The organism is Aeromonas sp. s2, from assembly GCF_040907935.1.
Lineage (GTDB): Bacteria > Pseudomonadota > Gammaproteobacteria > Enterobacterales > Aeromonadaceae > Aeromonas > Aeromonas dhakensis.
Map to the genome: position 1 here is coordinate 1 of NZ_JBFOCR010000012.1, position 21,638 is coordinate 21,638.

Genomic DNA, 21,638 nt, shown 5'->3' on the forward strand with positions numbered 1-21,638 from the left:
CTGACCCCATGCCGAACTCAGAAGTGAAACGCTGTAGCGCCGATGGTAGTGTGGCATTCGCCATGCGAGAGTAGGACACTGCCAGGCACCCAATTTTAGATTACGCGGTGAGCGTGGTCTTTACCGGTTAGTGTGCTGATATGGCTCAGTCGGTAGAGCGCATCCTTGGTAAGGATGAGGTCCCCAGTTCGATTCTGGGTATCAGCACCATTTTCAAGTAGTACAGCTTTTGCCTGACGGCAATAGCGCCGTGGAACCACCTGATCCCATGCCGAACTCAGAAGTGAAACGCGGTAGCGTCGATGGTAGTGTGGCATTCGCCATGCGAGAGTAGAACACTGTCAGGCACCCATTTAGAGGAGGCCTCCCATTCGGGAGGCCTTTTTGCATTGGAAATTTGCCGTTCTGATGGGTTTCTTTTAGTAAAAATGCTGGGATGTCAGCACGTTGCCCGTTACTCTTGGTCTGGTGTTGTCGCGCGTCATTGCCAGAGGAGTATGCATGGCCACGTTGAAGGAAATTGCACAGGAGGCGGGGGTATCCCAGGCTACCGTGTCGCGGGTGCTCAATGAAGATCCGACGCTGAGCGTCAAGGAAGAGACCAAGCAGAAGATCTTCGAGATCGCCGAGCGGCTGGAGTACAAGACCAGTGGTGCCCGCAAGGGGGTTCACAAGAGCAAGCTGCACTTCCTGGCGGTCTATGCCTACCCGCAGAGCACCGAGGTCAACGATCCCTACTATCTGGCCATCCGCTACGGCATCGAGACCCAGTGTGCCCGCCTCAACATCGAACTGACCCACTTCTACAACGGTGCCGAGGGGCGTGAGCTCTCTGCCGTCGACGGTATCCTGGTCATCGGCCATCTGCCCGCAGAGCGTCTTGCCGCGCTTCACTCCCTCTCTGCCCAGCTGGTGTTCGTGGATTGCCGCTCTCAAGGTGACTTTGACTCGATTGACGTGGATCTGGCGCTGATCAGCCAGCAGGTCGTGGATTTCTTCATGGCCCAGGGGCACCAGCGCATCGGCTATATCGGCGGTCAGGATGATGGCCCGGATCTGCGCGAACTGGCCTTCCTCGACTACGGTCAACGGCTGGGTGTGGTGCAGGAGAGCGACCTCTATCGTGGGGATTTCTCCAGCGCCTCCGGTTACAAGTTGGCCAAAGAGATGCTGGCCGGGGATTGGCCCAAGGCACTGTTTGTGGCCTCCGACTCCATCGCCATCGGCGTGCTGCGTGCCATCCACGAGAAGGGGCTGGCGATTCCGCAGCAGATCGAGCTTATCAGCGTCAACGATATCCCGACCGCCAAGTTCACCTTTCCGCCCCTCTCCACGGTGCGGATCCACTCCGAGTTGATGGGCTCCCAGGGGGTCAATCTGCTGGTTGAACGGCTGCGTGACGAGCGGGACATTCCGCTGCGGGTGCTGGTACCGAGCAAATTGACTCTGCGCGGTACTACACGATAGTTTTAGTAAAATACCTCTGTTTTTAGTCGCGCCACCTTGCGGTGGTGCGACATCTCTCCCAAGTAAACCGCTTTCCCATATCTTCTAATAAACTCATATCATATTGTTTTATAGTTAATTTAATTACATCATGGCCTGCTGTTATCAACATCCATGCCACTCATCTATACCTTGCCCTCCTTTGTCTCCCGCTTCTGATCTCGCTCACAAAACCATCCACTCACTGTGATCAGGTTAAAACTTTACCGATCTAAAACTGATATTTAGTAAATGTTTATCTAGGGTTTACCCAGTTAACGTTGCCTTGTTCCGGGAGGACATGTGAATAACTGGGAAAACGTCCAATTCGTTGGTGAAAACAGGCTGGCCCCGCGCGCCTACTTCTTCTCTTATGCCGACCACGGGCTGGCGGCCACCATGCAGCGTGAGCTGAGCCGCCGTTTTCTGAGCCTGAGCGGCCAGTGGCAGTTCCACTACTTCGAGCATCCCCTGCAGGTGCCGGAGGCCTTCTATCACAGCCCCATGAGCGAGTGGGGCCAGATCACCGTGCCCAACATGTGGCAGATGGAAGGGCATGGCCAGCTGCAGTACACCGACGAAGGTTTTCCCTTCCCCATCGACGTGCCCTTCGTGCCGACCAACAACCCCACCGGCGCCTATCAGCGCAGCTTCACGCTGAGCCCGGCCTGGGACGGCGAACAGGTGATCATCAAGTTTGACGGGGTGGAGACCTACTTCGAGGTCTATGTGAACGGCCACTATGTCGGCTTCAGCAAGGGGAGCCGCCTCACCGCCGAGTTCGATATCAGCGCCTACGCCAACATTGGCGAGAACCTGTTGTCGGTGCGGGTGATGCAGTGGGCTGACTCCACCTATATCGAAGATCAGGACATGTGGTGGATGGCGGGGATCTTCCGCGACGTCTATCTGGTGGGCAAACCGGCCACCCATGTGCAGGACTTCTTCATCCGCACCGCGCTGGCGGATGGCAATCAGATTGCCGGCCAGAGCGCCACCCTGAGCTGCGATATCCAGCTGGAGAATCTGGGGGCGCCCGCCCGTGATCACCGTCTGGTCTGGTCGCTGCTGGATCAGGGCAGCGAGATCGCCAGCGGCTCGCTCGATCATCTCGCCATCGACGGCAAGTGTGATTGCCGCTTCACGCTGGATCTGGCCAACCCCCATCTGTGGAGTGCCGAAGACCCTTACCTCTATCAGCTGCAACTCTCCCTCTACAACGGTCAGGGTGAGCTGCTGGAGGTGATCCCGCAGCGGGTCGGGGTGCGTGAAATCAAGGTCAAAGATGGCCTCTTCTACGTCAACGGTCACTACCTCAAGCTGCATGGGGTGAACCGCCACGACAACGACCACCTCAAGAGCCGTGCGGTCGGCATGGATCGGGTGGAGCGCGATATCGTGCTGATGAAGCAGCACAACCTCAACTCGGTGCGCACCGCCCACTACCCGAACGACCCGCGCTTCTATGAGCTGTGCGACCAGTACGGTCTGTTCGTGATGGCGGAGACCGACGTCGAGACCCACGGCTTTGCCAACGTCGGCGACCTCAGCCGCATCACCGACGATCCCTTCTGGGAGCCGGTGTTCGTGGACAGGATCGAGCGCCACGTTCATGCCCAGAAGAACCACCCCTCCATCATCATCTGGTCGCTGGGCAACGAGTCCGGCTACGGCTGCAACATCAGGACCATGTACCGGCGCTGCAAGGCGATCGACCCGACCCGTCTGGTGCACTACGAAGAGGATCGTGATGCCGAGGTGGTGGATGTGGTGAGCACCATGTATTCCCGCGTCTCCCAGATGAACTGCTTCGGCGAGTTCCCTATGAGTAAGCCGCGCATCCTCTGTGAATACGCCCACGCCATGGGCAACGGCCCGGGTGGCCTCAGCGAATACCAGCAGGTGTTCGACCGCCATCCCCACATTCAGGGCCACTACATCTGGGAGTGGTGCGATCACGGCATTCTGGATCAGGACGAGCAGGGCCGCCCGGTCTACAAGTACGGTGGCGACTACGGCGACTATCCCAACAACTACAACTTCTGCATGGATGGCCTCATCTATCCGGATCAGACCCCGGGGCCGGGCCTGCGCGAATACAAGCAGGTGATCTGCCCGGTCAAGGTGCGGGCGCTGGATCTGGCGAGCGGCAAGCTGGCGGTGGAAAACCGCTACTGGTTCTCCAATCTCGACGACATCCGCCTGCTGGTCGAGGTGAAGGCCGAGGGTGAACTGCTGGCCAGCCAGCAGATCCGGCTGGAAGGGGTGGCTCCCGGTGCCACCACAGAGCTGCAACTCGAACTGCCATCCCTCGATGGACGGGAAACCTTCGTCCAGCTGCGAGTCATCAAGGCCACCGCCACCCGTTACAGCGCGGCGGAGCACGAGCTGGGCCAGTACCAGTTCCGGCTGAAAGAGTCGACTCGCCAGTTACAGCCCTTTGCCAATCCCAACGCTACTGCGCTGCAGATTGCCGACGAGCGGCTCGCGCTGACCCTGAGTGGCAGCGGCTTCGCCCTGCGCTTCTCGCACCTCGACGGCAAGCTGGTGAGCTGGCAGCAGGATGGTATCGAGCTTATCGAGCGAGCCCCGCGTCTCACCTTCTTCAAGCCGATGATCGACAACCACAAGCAGGAGTACGAGAGCCTGTGGCACCCGAACCACCTGCAGATCATGCAGGAGCACTTCCGTACCTTGAGCTGGCGTCAGCTGGGCGAGGCGGTCGAGGTGACGGTCGAGAGCCTGATCGCCCCGCCGGTGTTCGACTTCGGTATGCGTTGCCGCTACGTCTACACCCTTAGCCCGAACGGTCAGCTGCACGTAGCCCTGTCCGGTCAGCCCTACGGCGGTTATGACGACATCATTCCCAAGATCGGTTTCGAGCTGGGTATTCGGCAGGATCTCGACCGGGTGCACTACCTTGGCATGGGTCCGGGCGAGAACTATCAGGACAGCCGCCAGAGCAACTGGATCGACAGCTTCCAGAGCACAGTGGGCGAGATGTGGGAGCACTACCCTTTCCCGCAGGACAACGGCAACCGCCAGCAGGTGCGCTGGGCGACCCTGACCAACCGTCACGGCGCCGGTCTCTACGTGCGGCCCGATGCCCCCATCAACCTGAGCGTCTGGCCCTACAGCTGGGAGCATATCCACGCGGCGCAGCACATCAACGAGCTGGAGCCCTGTGGTTATCTCACCCTCAATCTGGATCACAAGGTGCTGGGGCTGGGTTCCAACTCCTGGGGCTCCGAGGTGCTGGACTCCTGGCGGGTGCGCTTCGAGCCGTTCAGCTTCGGTCTGACCCTGCTGCCCATCGCCCGTGGCAACCTCAATCCGGCTGCGCTGGCCGGGCTCGATCTCACCATCAACGGCGGGAGGAACCTCGCATGATCACCCTGGACAACCTGACCCTGTTCAAAAACATCTACCGGGAGGGCAAGAAGTGGGGTCGCTGCGTGGAGGCCATCGACAACCTGGCCAACCTCAAGCCAGGTATCTGCCACTCCATCGGTGACTCCCTCACCTATCGCTTGCAGGAGGGGGCCAGCCCGGCCACCTCCCTGTTCGAGGGGCAGCGCCGCTACTTCGACGTTCACTACTACCTGGAAGGGGCAGAGACGGTGGAGTGGGCTGCCAAGTCGGATCTGCGGGTCGAACAGGCTTACGACGACACCACAGACCGCGAGTGGCTGGCTGGCGAGGTGCGTGAGCGCCAGCAGGTCGGCAACGGCCAGGTGGTGATCTTCGAGAACGACGAGGCTTACCGATTCGTCGGCGACAGCCCGGTGCGCAAGCTGATCATCAAGGTCACCGTCGAAGGCGGCTACTTCAAAAACAAATAACAAGCCGCCGGTTCTGCACTGACAAAGCCGGAAGGGCGGGGCTCACCCTACAACCCATGCCCCGCCCTTTCGCTGAGATAACTACAGGTCTGGAGATGCACCATGTCTGATTCCAAACGCAATACGATAGGCAAGTTTGGTCTGCTGTCGCTCACCTTCGCGGCGGTATTCAGCTTCAACAACGTCATCAACAACAACATCGAGATCGGTCTGGCCTCGGCCCCGATGTTCTTTCTGGCCACCATTTTCTACTTCATTCCGTTCTGTCTGATCATTGCGGAATTTGTGTCACTGAACAAAAACTCCGAAGCGGGGGTGTATGCCTGGGTGAAGAGTTCCCTCGGCGGTCGCTGGGCCTTTATCTCCGCCTACACCTACTGGTTCGTGAACCTCTTCTTCTTCACCTCGCTGTTGCCGCGGGTCATCGCCTACGCCTCCTATGCCTTCCTGGGTTACGAGTACATTCTCACCCCGGTGGCGACCACGGCATTGAGCATGGTGCTGTTTGCCTTTGCCACCTACGTCTCCACCAACGGCGCCAAGATGCTCGGCCCCATCACCTCGGTGACCTCGTCCCTGATGCTGCTGTTGACCCTCTCCTACATCCTGCTGGCAGGTGCGGCACTGGTGGGCGGCGTGCAGCCAGCCGACCCCATCACGGTCGAGGCCATGGTTCCCGATTTCAGCTGGGCCTTCCTCGGCATCACCACCTGGATCTTCATGGCAGCCGGTGGCGCCGAGTCGGTGGCGGTCTACGTCAATGACGTGAAAGGGGGCTCCAAGTCCTTCGTGAAGGTGATCATCGTCGCCGGGATCTTTATCGGGGTGCTCTACTCCATCGCGTCTCTGCTGATCAACGTGTTCGTCCACAGCGACACCCTGAAATACACCGGCGGCTCGGTGCAGGTGTTCGAGGGGCTGGCGGCTTACTTCGGCTTGCCGGAGATCCTGATGAACCGCTTCGTCGGGCTGGTCTCCTTCACCGCCATGTTCGGCTCCCTGCTGATGTGGACCGCGACCCCGGTGAAGATCTTCTTCTCCGAAATCCCGGCCGGTATCTTCGGCAAGAAAACCGTCGAGCTGAACGAAAACGGCGTGCCCGCCCGGGCGGCCTGGATCCAGTACCTCATCGTGCTGCCGCTGATGGTGATCCCGACCCTGGGCTCCAACACCGCGCAGGATCTGATGAACACCGTCATCAACATGACCGCTGCCGCCTCCATGTTGCCGCCGCTGTTCATCATGCTGGCCTACCTCAATCTGCGCCTGAAGCTCGACCACCTGCCGCGGGAGTTCAAGATGGGTTCGCGCACCACCGGCATCGCCGTGGTGTCGGTGCTGATCGCCATCTTCTCGGTGGGCTTCCTCGCCTCCACCTTCCCGACCGGCGCCGACATCATGACCATCATCTTCTACAACGTCGGCGGGATCGTGATTTTCCTCGGCTTCGCTTGGTGGAAATACAACAGATACGAGGCCTCCCTCAGCGCCGAGGCGCGTGCCAAAGAGGCCCAGCCGACAGCGCAGGTTGCCATACAGACGCCATAGGCACTGCAGTGAATCCGAATAAAACCGGGTGGCCGTTGGCCACCCGCAAACCGTTGAACCAGAAAAGGAAAAGAGCATGAGCGAGACGATCGAGTTTGCCGAATTCAAACGGGTCGAGATGAAGGTGGGCAAGGTGCTGGAGGTGGTGCGCCACCCCGGTGCCGACAAACTCTACATCGTCCAGATTGACGTGGGGGGCGAGCGACCGCTGCAGACCGTCACCAGTCTGGTGCCTTACTACAGCGAAGAGGAGCTGATGAGCAGCGAGGTGGTGGTGGTGACCAACCTCAAGCCCACCAGGATGCGCGGTGAGCGCTCCGAGTGCATGTTGCTCTGCGCCGAGACCCCGGACGAGAGCAAGAGCGTGTTGTTGCAGCCGCGGGTGCCGATGGCGCCGGGCACCCCGATCGTCTGACTGGTATTGCGAGCCGGTGCGGGAGACGGCACCGGTTCACCAACGAGGCCGCCCACGCGTCCCTATCATAACAAGAGAGTAAAGCGCAGGGCCGACAGACCCTTGCCGAACACATCACAGAGTCACAGCGTTACCCGCAGGGAGCGCGAGTCCACTGGAGGACACCATGTCTGAATCCGTACGCGGCACCATAGGCAAGTTTGCCCTGTTGTCGATGACCTTTGCCGCCGTGTTCAACGTGCGCAACATCGTCAACAACAACATCGAGCTGGGGCTCAGCTCCGCCCCCATCTTCCTGCTGGCGACCCTCGTCTACTTCATCCCGTTCGTCTTCATCATCGCCGAGTTTGTCTCCGCCAACAAAAACTCCGAGTCGGGCATGTACGACTGGCTGAAAAAGCCGCTCGGCACCCGGATGGCCTATCTGGGCTCGTTTCTCTACTGGTTCGTGAACCTGTTCTGGTTCGTCTCATTGCTGCCCAACGTCATCGCCTACGCCTCCTACGCCATGCTGGGCTATGAGTACAGTTTCTCGCCCATGGTCACCTCGATCATCTCCATCGTGCTGTTTGCGGCGGCGACCCACATCTCCACCAAGGGGGCGAGCTGGCTCGGCAAGATTGCCGAGATCGTGGCCTACGGGGTGTTTGCCCTGTTCGCCATCTATGTGCTGGGCGCCCTGATGGCCCTCGGTGGCGATCATGTACCGGCCCAGCCCATCACCCTGGAGGCGATGACTCCCACCATCAACTGGGCGACGCTGGGCATCATGTGCTGGATCTTCCAGGCGGCGGGCGGTGCCGAGACGGCGGCGGCCTACCTCAATGACGTGAAGGGCGGCCAGAAGTCCTTCATCAAGGTGATCATCAGTGCGGGTATCGTCATCGGTGCCATGTATGCGGTCGGTTCCCTGCTGGTGAACGTGTTCGTGCCGCGCGAGAGCCTCACCTATGCCGGCGGCATGGTGGAGATCTTCACCGGCATGGCCCAGTACTTCGGGCTGTCGGAGGCGCTGGTGGGCCGATTTGTCGGCGTGGTGCTGTTCATCGCCATGTTCGGCTCCATGATGATGTGGACCTCGGCGCCGGTGAAGATCCACTTCTCCGAGATCCCGCAGGGGGTTTACGGCGAGAAGACCACCCAGCTCAACGAGCACGGCGTGCCGGTGCGCGCCGCCTGGTGGCAGTTTGCCTTCGTGTTCGTGATGCTGGTGGTCAACGGGTTCGGCTCCGAGTCGGTGCAGCAGATGATGAACACCGCCATCAACCTCACCGCCGGTACCGCCATGCTGCCGCCGATCTTCATCATGGTGGCCTACTTCGTGTTCCGCTGGAAACATGACGACACCCCGCGCGAGTTCCGCATGGGGTCGCGCAAATTCGGGATGGGGGTGGTGTCGGTGCTGATCGCCATCTTCGTGGTGAGCATGAGCGCCTCCGCCTTCCCAGCCGGGGTGGATCTGGTGCGCGCCTTCTTCATCAACGTCTTCATGACCGCGGTCTTCTCGGCGCTGGCCTACTGGTGGATCTCCCGCTTCGAGAAGCGCCAAGCCCGCAAGCAGGCAACTGGTACAGCCAGCGGCAAGCTGGCCAAACAGAGCTGAAGCACAAGGCTGGCCGGATCCGGTGGCCAGCCGGGCTTGCTTAATTTCCGGCGGATAAAGGGGGGTCGCTCAACTTTGCGCCTCCCGCTTATCGGGGTAAGCTGGGGCTCCGTTTCAACAGGAGCTGTGCCACAGCTCCTGTTGTGTTTCCTGTCGTCCCCGATCACCGGCCCCGCGCGGGGACGGGATCTGCTTTCACCGGAGACCGCTCGTGCGTCTGGATCCCTTTACCTCTGTACTGATCGTGGTGGTCGCGCTGGCCTCCTTCTTCCCCTGCGAGGGGCAGGTGGCCGTCTGGTTCGGTCTACTGACCAAGCTGGCGGTGGCGCTGCTCTTCTTCATGCATGGTGCCAAGCTGTCGCGCCAGAACCTGCTGGCGGGCCTCGGCCACTGGCGGTTGCACCTGGTGGTGATGGCGAGCACCTTCGTGCTGTTTCCGCTGCTGGGGCTGCTGCTCACGCCACTGGTGCCCCACTGGCTGAGCCCGGCCATCTACCTCGGTTTCCTCTACCTCTGCGCCCTGCCTGCCACTGTGCAGTCGGCCATCGCCTTCACCTCCATGGCTGGCGGCAATGTGTCGGCGGCGGTGTGCAGCGCCTCGGCCTCCAGCATCCTCGGTATCTTCCTCTCGCCGGTGCTGGTGGGGCTGATGATCAATGTGCAGGGTGAGGGGGTCGATACCTGGCACTCCATTCAGGCCATCATGGTGCAGCTGATGCTGCCGTTCGTGGTGGGCCACCTGTCGCGCCCGCTCATCGGCCGCTGGGTCGACAGCCACCGGCCGCTCATCGGCAAGCTGGACCAGAGCTCCATCCTGCTGGTGGTCTATGTGGCCTTCAGCGAGGCGGTGGTGCAGGGGATCTGGCACCAGGTAGGCTGGTACGATCTGGCCAGCATAGTGCTGCTGAGCTGCGTGCTGCTGGCACTGGTGCTGGGCTGGAACGTCTGGATCAGCCGCCGCCTCGGCTTCAACAGGGCGGACGAGATCACCATCGTCTTCTGCGGCTCCAAGAAGAGTCTGGCCAACGGGGTGCCGATGGCCAACGTCATGTTCCCGGCCGCCAGCGTCGGGGTCATGGTGCTGCCGCTGATGATCTTCCACCAGATCCAGCTGATGGTGTGCGCCGTGCTGGCCCGCCGCTACCGTGAGCAGGAGGTCGTGCCCCAGGCGCAGCAGGGGTAAGCCGTCCGGATAAAAAAGAGGGAGGCCATGGGCCTCCCTCTTTCGTTTGCAGCATTGTCAGCGTTTGCGCCAGACGGTGAGCTGGGCCACCGTGTGCTGGTACTTGCGGGCGGTCTCGCGGATGACGAAGGGGACGTCCCTCGGGGGCATGTGCTCCTCGAACTCCTCCGCCAGCAGCCGTTGCAGCGCCTGATAGGTGCCGAGGGCCTCGCCGTTCTCTCGCACCCCGCCGAGCCAGTTGGCTTTGGGGGTGTAGTCGGTCAGCCAGATGTAGGGGCTGGTGAGCACCAGCAGGCCACCGCTGCGAAGGCGCGGAGCAATGTCCCGCAGGAAGCGGGCGGGTTCCCGCAGCCGGTCGATCAGGTTGGAGGCGAGCACCAGGTCGTAGTCGCCGTACTTGGGCTTGAGGTTGCAGGCATCCCCCTGGCTGAAGTGGACGCGATCGGCCTGCTCACGGCCGAGCTCATGGCGGGAGAGCCGCGCCTCGCAATACTCCACCAGCTCCCCTTCCACCGGCACCGCATAGCGGAAGCTGTCCTGTCTTGCCAGGGTCAGGGCCACGTCGATGAAGCGGGCCGAGTAGTCCACTCCATCCACGTGGGCGAAGCGGCGAGCCAGTTCGAAGCTGGCGCGACCGGTGGCGCAGCCGATGTCGAGCGCCCGCTCATGGCGGCCGCAGAGCTCGCTGGCAAGACCGGCCAGAGCCTCGGCGTAGTTGGCGACCCCGAAGTGGCTCGGGCCGTACTGGAAGTCGAGGTACTGAGCGACCAGGGTGTCGGTTTCATAAGGATTCACGATGACGGGCTCCTGATGGCGTGAGACCAGGTAGCGGAAGCCCGCGTGCTGGAAGAAGTGGCGACGGAAGGCGTAGCGGGAGGACTTGAGCGCCTCGTTGCCGGTACTGATCCAGCTCCCGCCCTTGATGAGGGTGTGCTTGCCGTCGAAGGTGGGGGTGGAGAAGTCGTCGTAGAGGGGGTGCACCTTGAACCCCTCGAAGCCGTCGATGGCGGTGCTGGTCCACTGCCAGACGTTGCCCACCAGATCGAAGAAGCTGCCCTGGGGGCAGGCATCCACCGGACAAGACGACGCGAAGCGGGCCAGGTTGATGTTGCCGGGCGCCTCGATCCAGTCCGGCTGGTCACCAGCCAGCTGTTCGCGCAGCAGCATCCACTCCGCCTCGCTTGGCAACTGGACGGGCAGACCGGTCTGGGCCGCCTGCCAGCGACAGAAGGCGGCGGCCTCCAGCTGGTTCACCTCCGCCGGCCAGTCCCAGGGCATAGGAACCTGCCCGGTCATCAGCCGCAGTTGCAGTTGCTCGGGTTCGAGGGGGTCGCCGACCCAGAAGGTGGGCATGCGCGCCCCGGCATACTGGCGCCAGCCCCAGCCTTCATCATCCCACCAGGCGCGGGTCTCGTAGCCGCCCGCCTGCACGAAGTCGAAAAATTCTGCGTTGCTCACCAGCATGCGGCTGGCCTGGAAGGGGGCCAGTTCGATGTGGCGCTCGCCGTATTCGTTGTCCCAGCCGTAGGTGGCGTCCTGTTTGCCGAGCCGCACCCGGCCGCCGGCCACCGGCAGCAGGCTGTTGGCGGGTACCTCGTCACGGCGATGGCGCGCCTCGGGGCAGACCGGCCACTGGGGTTGGCTGCGCACCCAGGCCAGCGGCAGCTGGCGGATCAGTACGCTGGAGGTCTCGAGGTGGATACGCTCGTGCTCTATGCCCATCAAGATGACCCAGGCCGGGCTCTGCCAATGGATAGGAAGTTCGATCGGCATCCGCTCGATGAAATCACACACCAGGGCGCGCACCCGGCCCCGATAGTCACGCAGCTCGCTGACGGAGGGCCAGTCGTAGTGGGTCTCGTCCAGATCGTCCCAGCTCATCTCGTCCACCCCGATGGCGACCATGGCCTCGATGCGGGCGTCGAGTCGCCCCTCGATGAGGCGGGCCGCCAGCAGCTTGTTGATGAAGAAGGCGGCGGTGTGGCCGTAGTAGAAGATGAGCGGGTGGCGCAGGGGGATCGCCTTGTCAAACCAGGCGCGCTCGTCGGCCAGGCAGTCGAACAGCGAGTCGTAGAGATCGAAGGTCTGGCAGAAGTAGGCGAGCAGCTCGCGGCGTTTTTGTTCGGGATCGCTGCCGGTCAGCAGCGGGGTTCGGGTAGGTTCCGGCAGGCCGGTGGCGGTGGAATAGAGAAGAGTGGCTTGGGTCACGCTCTGACTCCTTGTTGGCAGTGAAGACTGACAAGACAGTGGTAATGGCATTACCGCAATGGAGAGCTTTGTACGCACAAGGTACCACTATTGGCTCAACAGACCGGCTCGGCAACCAAAAACTTCCACGGCTTGTCAGCATAGCGACCCCGCGAACGGCTCGCCAGCCAACCCTCCGCCTGCCCGTTCGGGGATGGTCAGATTCGCCAGTTTATGGTCTGAATGACTCTCTGTTTGCTGTGCCCATGTGGCGTAAAAATGGATATCTTCTTGTAAATCATGTAGTTGATTAACTGGCACAGGCTTTGCGATGGATGCTGACCAAGGGGCCGCGACTGGCCAATACACAATGAGGAGAGTGGCGATGAAATGGATGATGGGCGTGGTGCTGACGGTCGGGCTCAGCGGGTGCAGCTGGCTGGATGATACCCGGGTGAGCGGGGCGGGGGCCCTGATCGAGCAGCAGCACGGGATGGGCCGGCAGGTGACCCGGGTGCTGGCCGGGGTGCCCGCCAGTGTCCATCTGGTGGCCGGCGAGCCGCGCGGGGTGCGCATCCGCGGGCAGGAGAACCTGCTGCCCTATCTGGTGCTGAGCGAGCGGGGCGACAAGCTGGAGATCGAGGTGAAGGACGGCTACCGGCTCGATCCGACCGAACCGCTGGAGATCACCATCACCCTGCCCGCGCTTCATGAGCTGGCGCTGGCAGGGGTCGCCAGCGGCGAGCTGCGCGGCTTCAAGGGGGAGGCGCTGGTGCTGTCGGTGGCTGGGGTCGGTGACATAGTCGCCGACGGGCTCGAACTGGATCGGCTGGAGGGCAACATCGCGGGAGCGGGCAGCCTGGATCTGGGGAACAGCACGGCCAGGGCCGTCGAGCTCAACATCGCCGGCTCGGGGGATGTACTGGGGGCCGAGCTCAAGGGTCGCGAGGTGGAGGTCAATATCGCCGGTAGCGGCGACGTGGAGGTTAGGGCCCAGGATCGGCTCAAGGTGGGCATTGCCGGCTCGGGCTCGGTCAGCTACTGGGGTGATCCTGTGCTGCAGAGCGAGATTGCCGGCTCCGGCGAGGTGAGCCGGCAGGGCAGCTGAATGGCCTTATACGCCGACAAGAAGAAAACAGGCCCGTGACGGGCCTGTTTCGATCAGAGGTGGCGGGCGTGAAAGCGCAGATGCGCCTCGATAAAGCTCGCCACGAAGTAGTAGCTGTGATCGTACCCGGGGTGGCGGTTGAGCTCCAGCGGCCACTCCTTGCTGGCGGCCACATCGGCCAGGGCATCGATATGCAGTTGTTCGATCAGGAAGGGATCGTCCAGCCCCACATCCACCAGAGTCGGCAGTGGTTTGACCGACTCATTGCGCAGCAGCTGGCAGGCGTCCCACTCCTGCCACAGCAGGGGGTTGTTGCCGAGGTAGGCACCGAGCGCCTTCTGGCCCCAGGGGCAGCGGCTCGGGTGGCTGATGGGGCTGAAGGCCGACACCGAGCGGTAGCGACCCGGCTCGCGCAGGGCGGCGATGAGCGCCCCGTGGCCACCCATGGAGTGGCCGCTGATGGCCCGTTTCGTCGAGACCGGGAAGTGGGTCTCGATGAGCTCGGGCAGCTCGCGGGTGACGTAGTCGTACATCTGGTAGTGATCGCGCCAGGGGTGCTGGGTGGCGTTGACGTAGAAGCCGGCGCCCATGCCGAGATCGTAACCGGGGTCGTCCGCCACCTCTTCGCCGCGCGGGCTGGTGTCCGGCGCCACCAGGGCGATGCCGAGCTCGGCGGCGATGCGCTGGGCGCCCGCCTTCTGCATGAAGTTTTCATCGGTGCAGGTGAGGCCGGAGAGCCAGTAGACCACGGGCACCTTCTGGCCGGTGAGGGCCTGGGGCGGCAGATAGATGGCGAAGCGCATCTCGCAACCCAGCACCTCGGAGGCGTGGCTGTAGCGCTTGTGCCAGCCGCCGAAGCTCTTGTTGCTGCTGATTATGTCCAGATTCATCGGGGGAACTCCTGCACCCCGCCCACGGTGGCGGGCGGGGTGATCATGCTCAGTAGTGGATGACGGTGCGGATGCTCTTGCCTTCGTGCATCAGATCGAACGCCTCGTTGATCTGCTCAAGCCCCATGGTGTGGGTGATGAAGTCGTCCAGCTTGAACTCGCCCTGCATGTAGCGCTGCACGTAGCTCGGCAGCTCGCTGCGACCGCGCACGCCGCCGAAGGCGCTGCCGCGCCATACCCGGCCGGTGACCAGCTGGAACGGGCGGGTGCTGATCTCCTGGCCGGCGCCGGCCACGCCGATGATGACCGACTCGCCCCAGCCCTTGTGGCAGCACTCCAGCGCCGCGCGCATCACCTTGACGTTGCCGATGCACTCGAAGGAGAAGTCGACGCCGCCGTCGGTGAGCTCGACGATCACCTCCTGGATGGGCTTGTCATAGTCGCTCGGGTTGATGCAGTCGGTGGCGCCCAGCTTGCGGGCCAGTTCGAACTTGCTTTCGTTGATGTCGATGGCGATGATGCGGCCGGCCTTGGCCAGGCGTGCCCCGATCACCGCGGAGAGGCCGATGCCGCCCAGCCCGAAGATGGCGACGCTCTCACCCTCTTTCACCTTGGCGGTGTTCATCACGGCGCCGATGCCGGTGGTGACGCCGCAACCGAGCAGACAGACCTCTTCCAGCGGGGCGGCCGGGTCCACCTTGGCGATGGAGATCTCCGGCAGTACCGTGTACTCGCTGAAGGTGGAGGTACCCATGTAGTGATAGATGGGCTGGCCATCCTTGGAGAAGCGGGTGGTGCCGTCCGGCATCAGCCCCTTGCCCTGGGTGGCGCGGATCTTCTGGCACAGGTTGGTCTTGCCGGATTTGCAGAATTTGCACTCGCCGCACTCGGGGGTGTAGAGCGGGATCACGTGATCGCCCACCTTGACGCTGGTGACACCCTCGCCGACGGATTCGACGATGCCGCCCCCCTCGTGGCCGAGGATGCAGGGGAAAACCCCTTCCGGATCTTCACCGGAGAGAGTGAAGGCGTCGGTGTGGCAGACACCGGTGGCGACGATGCGCACCCGCACTTCGCCTGCCTGGGGTGGCATGACTTCGACTTCTTCGATGGAGAGGGGCTGGCCCGGGCCCCAGGCGATGGCGGCCTTACACTTGATGCTTTGAACCTGTGCCATGACGGATGTCCTTATTGTTGAGCAGCGTGAGGAGAATGGGTTCGGACATCCAGTGTAGTTTCCCGCTTATTTGGTGATAATAAGGCGAAATCTGAAATCACTTTTACAGACAGGTAATAATGTTCGGCTGGGAAGGGATCTGTGAATTTGTCAGCGTGGCGGAGCAGGGGGGGTTTACCCCGGCGGCGCGCAAGCTGGGGGTGTCGGTGGCGCAAGTGAGCCGGCAGGTGGCACAGCTGGAGGATCGTCTGCAGGCCAAGCTGCTGCTGCGCACCACCCGTCAGGTGCGGCTCACCGAGCTCGGCGAGATCTACTATCGCCACTGCCGCCAGCTGCTGGACAACCTCTACGAGGCGGAGCTGGCGGTGGGGCGTCATCAGGCGGTGCCGCAGGGCACCCTGCGCATCACGGCTCCGGTCTCCTACGGCGAGAGCCGCATCGCCCCGCTGGTGAACGACTTCATGGTGCGCTTTCCCCAGTTGGAGGTGACCCTCAACCTCACCAACCAGCTGCTGGATCTGGTGCACGAGGGCTACGATCTGGCGCTGCGGCTCGGCCACCTCAAGGACTCCAGCCTGGTGGCGCGCAAGCTGGCGCAGCGGGTGCCCTATGTGTGCGCCTCGCCGGCCTACACCGCCCGCCACGGCATGCCCAACAGCCTCTCCGAGCTCACCCGCCACACCTGCCTGGTGGGCAACAGCGACGAGTGGCACTTCACCCTGGATGGCCGCCCCCACAGCGTGCGGGTGCACGGACTGCTGCACTGCAACAGCGGCCACGCCCTGCTGGATGCGGCGCTCAAGGGGATCGGCATCATCCAGCTGCCGGACTACTACGTGAGCGACCACCTGGCCCAAGGCGAGCTTATCGAGCTGCTGCCCGAGCTGCGGGCGCCGGCGGAGGGGATCTGGGCCCTCTATCCCCACAACCGCCATCTCTCTCCCAAGGTGCGGCTGCTGGTGGACTATCTGGCCGAACGGCTGAGCGATCCCCATCAGCCCGCCCTGGTGCGCCCCGTCGGCTGAGCTCAGCTCAATAAAAAAGGCCCGCACGTGCGGGCCTTTTGCATGGCATGAAGGGCGGGACTATTCCCGCTCCTTGACGTAGGGGGTGCCGAGCGCCTTGGGTGCCACCGCCTTGCCGATGAAGCCGGCCAGCAGGAACACGGTCAGTATGTAGGGCAGTGCCTCGATGGCCTGCACCGGGATCGGGAAACCGCCGATGCTGACCCCTTGCAGCCGGATGGCGACCGCATCGAGGAAGCCGAACAGCAGGCAGGCCGCCATGGCGTTCCAGGGGCGCCACTTGCCGAACACCAGCGCCGCCAGCGCCATGAAGCCCTTGCCTGCGCTCATGTTGGGGATGAACTGGGCTGTCTGGGCCACTGCCAGGTAGGTGCCGCCGATACCGGCCAGCAGGCCGCCGATGATGAGCGCGGTGTAGCGCATGCGCACCACCGAGATACCGGCGGTGTCGACCGCAGCCGGTGCCTCGCCCACCGCCCGCAGGCGCAGGCCGAAGCGGGTACGGAACAGCACCCACCAGGCTAGCGGCACGGCGGCGAACGCCACGTACTCCAGCAGGGAGTGGCCGCTCAAGAGCTCGCTGTAGAGCTGGCCAACGACGGGCACGTCATACAGCTCCTTGGCATAGGGCAGGTCGATGGGGGCGAAGCGGGCCGCGCCGGACAATGCCGGGGTCTGGCCTCCCTGATCGAACCAGTAACGGCCCAGGGTGACGGTCAGGCCGGCCGCCAGGATGTTGATGGCCATGCCGCTCACCACCTGATCACCGCGGTGGGTGATGGTGGCAAAGCCGTGCATCAGGGCAAACAGGATGGAGACACCCACCCCGGCACCCAGCCCAATCCAGGCAGAGCCGGAGACGGCTGCCGCCGCCGCGCTGGCGAACGCCGCCGCCAGCAGTTTGCCCTCCAGGGCGATGTTGACCACCCCGGAGCGCTCGCAGAACATGCCGGCCATGGCCGCCAGAATGAGCGGTGGCGCGGTGCGGATGGTGGCATCCAGCATCAGGATCAGAATTTCAAACATGGTGACACCCCTTCACTGTCAGGCTCGGCGACATCAGGATCTTGATTTCACTCATGATCAGGCCCCCTTGACTTGCGCAGAGCGGTTGGCAAACGCCAGATAGAGCTGCTCGATGCGCGGACGCATCATGTGCTCGAGGGCGCCACAGAACAGGATCACCAGACCCTGCAACACCACCACTATGTTGCGGTCCACCCCGAACTCGAAGCTCAGCTCGGCGCCGCCCTGATAGAGGAAGCCGAACAGCAGGCTGGCGATGATGACGCCGACCGGGTGGTTGCGCCCCATCAGAGCCACCGCAATGCCGGTGAAGCCGAACCCTTCCACGAAGTTGAGCTTGATCTGGTGCAGTTCACCCTGCAGCACGTTGAGGGCGAAGAAGCCCGACAGCATGCCGGAGATCACCATGGCCAGGATCACCACCTTGGGATAGGAGATGCCGGCATAGGCGGACGCACTCTGACTGGCGCCGACCGAGCGGATCTCGTAGCCCCAGCGGGTATGCCAGATGAAGACCCACACCAGGGCCGCGCAGAGCAGTGCCCAGAAGAAGCTGATGTTGAGCGGGCTGTTCGACATCTCCATGCCGAATGCCCCCGCCAGTTCGCTCATCTTCGGCAGCCAGCTCGCCTCGGCGAACACCTTGCTCTCGGTGGCCATGGAGCCCGCCGGCTTGAACACCTCGACCAGCAGGTAGGCCATCAGGGAGGCGGCGATGAAGTTGAACATGATGGTGGTGATGACGATGTGGCTGCCGCGCTTGGCTTGCAGCCAGGCCGGGATGAAGGCCCAGGCCGCGCCGAACAGGCCGCCGGCGATGATGGCCAGCGGCAGCAGCAGGGCGAACGGCAGGGAGTCACCCAGCAGCAGACAGACCAGACCGACGCCGAGGCCGCCGATATAGGCCTGCCCCTCGCCACCGATGTTGAACAGGCCGGCGTGGAAGGCCACCGCCACCGACAGACCGGTAAAGATGAAGCCGGTCGCGTAGTAGAGGGTGAAACCGACCCCTTCACCGGTGCCGAAGGCGCCGTACCACATGATCTCGGCGGCATCGACCGGGTTGATGTCGAGGTAGTAGAACAGGATGGCCGACACCAGGAAGGCCAGCAGGATGTTGACCGCGGGCAGTACGCCCACGGAGATCCAGGCAGGGATACGTGCTTGGCTCATGGGCGAGCCTCCTTGGCAATCTGGTCGGAGACGGGGGGGTTGACCATCAGCAGGCCGAATCCGTTACAAGTGGCTGTGACCTTCATGATGTGGCTCCTTGTGATTGGCTTGCCGCCACCTCGTCAGGAACTATGTTCGCCATCATCAGACCGATGGTGCGTTCATCCGCCTTGGCGGCATCCAGCTCACCGACGATGCGACCGTCGGCGATGACCAGAATGCGGTCAGAGAGGCTCATGATCTCGTCCAGCTCCACCGAGACCAGCAGCACGGCCTTGCCCTTGTCGCGCATGGCGATGATCTGCTGGTGGATGTACTCGATGGCGCCGATGTCGACCCCGCGGGTCGGCTGGCCGATCAGCAGTACGTCCGGGTCCTGCTCCACTTCCCGGGCGATCACCAGCTTCTGCTGGTTGCCGCCGGAGAAGTTGGCGGTCTTGTGCTCGGGATGGGGCGGGCGCACGTCCCACTTGTCCATCTTGGCCTGGCAATCCTGCAGGATCGCCTCTTTGTTCTGCAGCCAGCCCTTGTTGTACTGGGGGCGGCGGTGATAGCCGAGGATGAAGGCCTCTTTCGCCTCGAAGCGGTTGATGAGCCCCATCTTGTGTCTGTCTTCCGGCACGTGACCGAGGCCGAAGTTGCGCACCCGCTCCGGGTCGGCCGGGTGGCTCACGCTCACCTCGTGGGCCTGACCGTTGCCGGTGATGGTGAAGCTGCCTTTGCTGGGCTTGAGGATGCCGCCGAGCAGGCTGAGCAGCTCGGACTGGCCGTTGCCGGAGACGCCGGCGATGCCGACCACTTCACCGGCCCGCACCTCGAAGCTGACGGATTTGACCCGCTCCACCCTGGCGTCATCCACATAGCTGAGGCCATTGACCTTGAGCTTGGCGTCGCCCGGCTGGGTCGGCCCCTTGTCGACCTTGAGGCGCACCTTGCGGCCCACCATCAGTTCGGCCAGCTGCTCCTTGTCGGTATCCCTGGTGGCGACGTGGGCCACCATTTCACCCCGGCGCATGATGGAGACCTGATCCGTGATGGCCAGGATCTCGCGCAGCTTGTGGGTGATGAGGATGATGGTGGCGCCTTGGTCGCGCAGCTTCTTGAGCACCTCGAACAGGTGATCCGCCTCTTGCGGGGTCAGTACCCCGGTCGGCTCGTCCAGGATCAGGATGCGGGCGCCACGATAGAGCGCCTTGAGGATCTCGACCCGCTGTTGCAGGCCCACCGGCAGATCCTCGACCTTCTCGTGCAGCGGCACTTCGAGACCATAGTCCCGTGCCAGCTCGCCCAGCAGTTTTTCGGCCGCCGCCAGGCTCTGGCCCAGATGCCAGCCGTTTTCCGCGCCGAGAATGACGTTTTCCAATACGGTGAAGTTGTTCACCAGCATGAAGTGCTGGTGCACCATGCCCACGCCTGCGGCGATCGCATCTTGTGAGCCATGGGGTTTGAAGGGGTTGCCGTCGATGAACATCTCGCCTTTGTCGGCGTGGTAGAAACCGTAGATGATGCTCATCAGGGTCGACTTGCCGGCGCCATTTTCGCCGACGATGCCGTGAATGCTGCCTTTACGAACCTTAAGGTCGATCTGCTTGTTGGCGTACACTTCGCCAAACCGCTTATCGATACCCCTTAATTCGATGGCATAGCGATCTGTCTGGTCCATGATGCAGTCCTTGCGGGTCATGAAAAGAGACTAAAAACCGGCCCGTGCGGGCCGGTCGTTGGGTTGAGAGTAGTAGCGGTTACTCAGTATTTGCAGGTGCTGTCGCTCATATAGTCGTGCACCTTGACCTTGCCGGAGATGATCTCGGCCTTGATGGCCTCCACCTTGGCTTTCATCTCGGGGGTGATCAGCTTCTCGTTGTCTTTGTCGAGTGCCCAATCCACCCCGCCCTCGGCCAGGCCCAGGTTCTTGATACCCGGTTTCCAGGTGCCCTTGGCGGCGTCATCCCAGGTCTGGTAGGCGGCGAGGCCCACCGACTTGACCATGGAGGTCAGCATGGTGCCCGGTTGCAGGTGGTTCTGGTTGGAGTCCACACCGATGGCCAGCTTGCCTTCGTCCTTGGCGGCCTGGTAGACACCGATGCCGGTACCGCCGGCGGCGGCATAGACTACGTCGGCGCCCTTGGCGAACTGGGACTTGGCCAGTTCCGCACCCTTGGCCGGGTCAGCAAACGCTGCCGGGGTGGAGCCGGTCATGTTCTGGAACACTTCGATCTTCGGATTGACGTACTTGGCGCCCTGCTCGTAGCCGCACTCGAATTTGCGGATCAGCGGGATGTCCATGCCGCCCACGAAGCCGACCTTGCCGCTCTTGGAGGCGATGGCCGCCAGGGCGCCCACCAGGAAGGAACCTTCATGCTCCTTGAAGATGACGGACTGGACGTTCGGCTTGTCGACCACCATGTCGATGATGGTGAACTGGGTTTTCGGGAACTCGGTCGCGACCTTCTCTACCGCGGAACCCATGTTGAAGCCGACGGCCACGATCGGGCCATTGCCACGGCTGGCCAGACGACGCAGACCCTGCTCGCGCTGGGCTTCGTTCTGGGGTTCGAACTCCTTGACCTTGACGCCTTTGTCCTTGTTGTAGACTTCGACGCCGTTGCGGAACACGGCTTCGTTGAACGATTTGTCGAATTTGCCTGCGGTGTCGTAGATGACGGCGGGCTGGGAGGCTGCCTGGGCAGAAAGGGCAGCGAGAGTGAGGGCGGCAACGGTGGCCAGCTTGAGCACTTTAGTCACGATCGTATCCTTGATTGTTATGTGAGGGTCCACAACCTGCCGGGGCAGGCCATAAAGCACGCCGGCTAACTGTAAGTGAGCCGTGGTACGGGTCAAGGAGATCATAAAGGAAAAACGTTTGCGTTAACGGTTTGAAATATAAGCAAATGACTTTATAAGTTGTTGTTTTGATGCCTGTTTTTAGATTTAAATTCTGTGAATAATTGGTTCCAAATGACATTTCTGTTTGTA

Annotated in this window: 16 protein-coding genes, 1 tRNA gene and 1 rRNA gene; 11 read left to right on the top strand and 7 right to left on the bottom strand. The window is 62.4% G+C overall.

From position 1 onward, the window contains the following. Positions 1 to 134: 134 nt before the first annotated feature. The 9 genes from AB5Y81_RS09685 (at position 135) to AB5Y81_RS09725 (ending at position 10,076) form a co-directional block, all read left to right on the top strand. A tRNA-Thr gene (locus tag AB5Y81_RS09685) sits at positions 135 to 210 on the top strand. Positions 211 to 232: 22 nt separating this feature from the next. Continuing rightward, positions 233 to 347, top strand: a 5S ribosomal RNA gene (rrf, locus tag AB5Y81_RS09690). Between the two features lie 154 nt (positions 348 to 501). Beyond that, positions 502 to 1,467 (top strand): transcriptional regulator EbgR, encoded by a 966-nt coding sequence (gene ebgR, locus AB5Y81_RS09695; protein WP_042005760.1) that lies wholly within the window; start codon positions 502 to 504, stop codon positions 1,465 to 1,467. A 321-nt stretch (positions 1,468 to 1,788) separates the two neighbouring features. Further along, a complete protein-coding gene (gene ebgA, locus AB5Y81_RS09700; protein WP_279485040.1) occupies positions 1,789 to 4,875 on the top strand; it encodes a beta-galactosidase subunit alpha in 3,087 nt (1,028 codons plus the stop codon). Continuing rightward, complete coding sequence (locus AB5Y81_RS09705) at positions 4,872 to 5,327, top strand: beta-galactosidase subunit beta (RefSeq protein ID WP_019841069.1); 456 nt, start codon at positions 4,872 to 4,874, stop codon at positions 5,325 to 5,327. The genes ebgA and AB5Y81_RS09705 overlap by 4 nt, the downstream gene beginning before the upstream one ends. 102 nt (positions 5,328 to 5,429) lie before the next feature. Then, positions 5,430 to 6,875 carry an amino acid permease gene (locus AB5Y81_RS09710; protein ID WP_279485039.1) on the top strand — a complete coding sequence of 482 codons (1,446 nt, stop codon included), beginning with the start codon at positions 5,430 to 5,432 and terminating at the stop codon, positions 6,873 to 6,875. A gap of 76 nt (positions 6,876 to 6,951) precedes the next feature. Further along, positions 6,952 to 7,290, top strand: coding sequence for a tRNA-binding protein (locus AB5Y81_RS09715; RefSeq protein ID WP_279485038.1), 339 nt, complete (start codon positions 6,952 to 6,954; stop codon positions 7,288 to 7,290). Between the two features lie 166 nt (positions 7,291 to 7,456). Beyond that, on the top strand, positions 7,457 to 8,893 hold the full coding sequence (locus tag AB5Y81_RS09720) for an amino acid permease (RefSeq protein ID WP_279485037.1): 1,437 nt from the start codon (positions 7,457 to 7,459) through the stop codon (positions 8,891 to 8,893). Between the two features lie 211 nt (positions 8,894 to 9,104). Then, on the top strand, positions 9,105 to 10,076 hold the full coding sequence (locus tag AB5Y81_RS09725; protein ID WP_139726286.1) for a bile acid:sodium symporter family protein: 972 nt from the start codon (positions 9,105 to 9,107) through the stop codon (positions 10,074 to 10,076). Positions 10,077 to 10,133: 57 nt separating this feature from the next. Here the strand turns inward: AB5Y81_RS09725 and ovoA are convergent, their stop codons facing one another. Continuing rightward, a complete protein-coding gene (gene ovoA, locus AB5Y81_RS09730) occupies positions 10,134 to 12,284 on the bottom strand; it encodes a 5-histidylcysteine sulfoxide synthase (RefSeq protein ID WP_279485036.1) in 2,151 nt (716 codons plus the stop codon). Positions 12,285 to 12,648: 364 nt separating this feature from the next. On the opposite strand from ovoA, the gene AB5Y81_RS09735 reads away from it, so the two are divergent. Then, positions 12,649 to 13,371 carry a DUF2807 domain-containing protein gene (locus AB5Y81_RS09735; RefSeq protein WP_279485035.1) on the top strand — a complete coding sequence of 241 codons (723 nt, stop codon included), beginning with the start codon at positions 12,649 to 12,651 and terminating at the stop codon, positions 13,369 to 13,371. 53 nt (positions 13,372 to 13,424) lie between these two features. On the opposite strand, the gene fghA is transcribed toward AB5Y81_RS09735, so the two are convergent. Both fghA and AB5Y81_RS09745 read right to left on the bottom strand, forming a co-directional pair. Next, positions 13,425 to 14,261 carry an S-formylglutathione hydrolase gene (fghA, locus tag AB5Y81_RS09740; protein ID WP_279485034.1) on the bottom strand — a complete coding sequence of 279 codons (837 nt, stop codon included), beginning with the start codon at positions 14,259 to 14,261 and terminating at the stop codon, positions 13,425 to 13,427. Between the two features lie 49 nt (positions 14,262 to 14,310). Next, positions 14,311 to 15,438: an S-(hydroxymethyl)glutathione dehydrogenase/class III alcohol dehydrogenase gene (locus AB5Y81_RS09745; protein WP_017788666.1), complete on the bottom strand. Its 1,128-nt coding sequence runs from the start codon at positions 15,436 to 15,438 to the stop codon at positions 14,311 to 14,313. Between the two features lie 119 nt (positions 15,439 to 15,557). Here AB5Y81_RS09745 and AB5Y81_RS09750 point away from each other — a divergent pair, with 119 nt between their 5' ends. Then, positions 15,558 to 16,463 (top strand): LysR substrate-binding domain-containing protein, encoded by a 906-nt coding sequence (locus AB5Y81_RS09750; protein ID WP_005307641.1) that lies wholly within the window; start codon positions 15,558 to 15,560, stop codon positions 16,461 to 16,463. Positions 16,464 to 16,523: 60 nt separating this feature from the next. On the opposite strand, the gene AB5Y81_RS09755 is transcribed toward AB5Y81_RS09750, so the two are convergent. The 4 genes from AB5Y81_RS09755 to AB5Y81_RS09770 all read right to left on the bottom strand — a co-directional run bounded on the left by AB5Y81_RS09755 (position 16,524) and on the right by AB5Y81_RS09770 (position 21,407). Continuing rightward, the gene (locus AB5Y81_RS09755; protein WP_024943032.1) at positions 16,524 to 17,489 is read right to left on the bottom strand and encodes an ABC transporter permease; all 966 of its coding nucleotides are present in this window, start codon (positions 17,487 to 17,489) and stop codon (positions 16,524 to 16,526) included. A gap of 57 nt (positions 17,490 to 17,546) precedes the next feature. Then, on the bottom strand, positions 17,547 to 18,662 hold the full coding sequence (locus AB5Y81_RS09760; protein WP_005307647.1) for an ABC transporter permease: 1,116 nt from the start codon (positions 18,660 to 18,662) through the stop codon (positions 17,547 to 17,549). 82 nt (positions 18,663 to 18,744) lie between these two features. Next, the gene (locus tag AB5Y81_RS09765) at positions 18,745 to 20,325 is read right to left on the bottom strand and encodes an ABC transporter ATP-binding protein (protein WP_123247053.1); all 1,581 of its coding nucleotides are present in this window, start codon (positions 20,323 to 20,325) and stop codon (positions 18,745 to 18,747) included. Positions 20,326 to 20,408: 83 nt separating this feature from the next. Next, positions 20,409 to 21,407, bottom strand: a complete 999-nt coding sequence (locus AB5Y81_RS09770; protein ID WP_024943029.1) for a BMP family protein — start codon at positions 21,405 to 21,407, stop codon at positions 20,409 to 20,411. Between the last annotated feature and the right edge of the window lie 231 nt (positions 21,408 to 21,638).

Coding starts and splice junctions, on each gene's coding strand:
- ebgR (WP_042005760.1), top strand. CDS start 502: ATGGCCACGTTGAAGGAAATTGCACAGGAGGCGGGGGTATCCCAGGCT.
- AB5Y81_RS09705 (WP_019841069.1), top strand. CDS start 4,872: ATGATCACCCTGGACAACCTGACCCTGTTCAAAAACATCTACCGGGAG.
- AB5Y81_RS09710 (WP_279485039.1), top strand. CDS start 5,430: ATGTCTGATTCCAAACGCAATACGATAGGCAAGTTTGGTCTGCTGTCG.
- AB5Y81_RS09715 (WP_279485038.1), top strand. CDS start 6,952: ATGAGCGAGACGATCGAGTTTGCCGAATTCAAACGGGTCGAGATGAAG.
- AB5Y81_RS09720 (WP_279485037.1), top strand. CDS start 7,457: ATGTCTGAATCCGTACGCGGCACCATAGGCAAGTTTGCCCTGTTGTCG.
- AB5Y81_RS09735 (WP_279485035.1), top strand. CDS start 12,649: ATGAAATGGATGATGGGCGTGGTGCTGACGGTCGGGCTCAGCGGGTGC.
- fghA (WP_279485034.1), bottom strand. CDS start 14,261: ATGAATCTGGACATAATCAGCAGCAACAAGAGCTTCGGCGGCTGGCAC.
- AB5Y81_RS09745 (WP_017788666.1), bottom strand. CDS start 15,438: ATGGCACAGGTTCAAAGCATCAAGTGTAAGGCCGCCATCGCCTGGGGC.
- AB5Y81_RS09750 (WP_005307641.1), top strand. CDS start 15,558: ATGTTCGGCTGGGAAGGGATCTGTGAATTTGTCAGCGTGGCGGAGCAG.
- AB5Y81_RS09755 (WP_024943032.1), bottom strand. CDS start 17,489: ATGTTTGAAATTCTGATCCTGATGCTGGATGCCACCATCCGCACCGCG.
- AB5Y81_RS09760 (WP_005307647.1), bottom strand. CDS start 18,662: ATGAGCCAAGCACGTATCCCTGCCTGGATCTCCGTGGGCGTACTGCCC.
- AB5Y81_RS09765 (WP_123247053.1), bottom strand. CDS start 20,325: ATGGACCAGACAGATCGCTATGCCATCGAATTAAGGGGTATCGATAAG.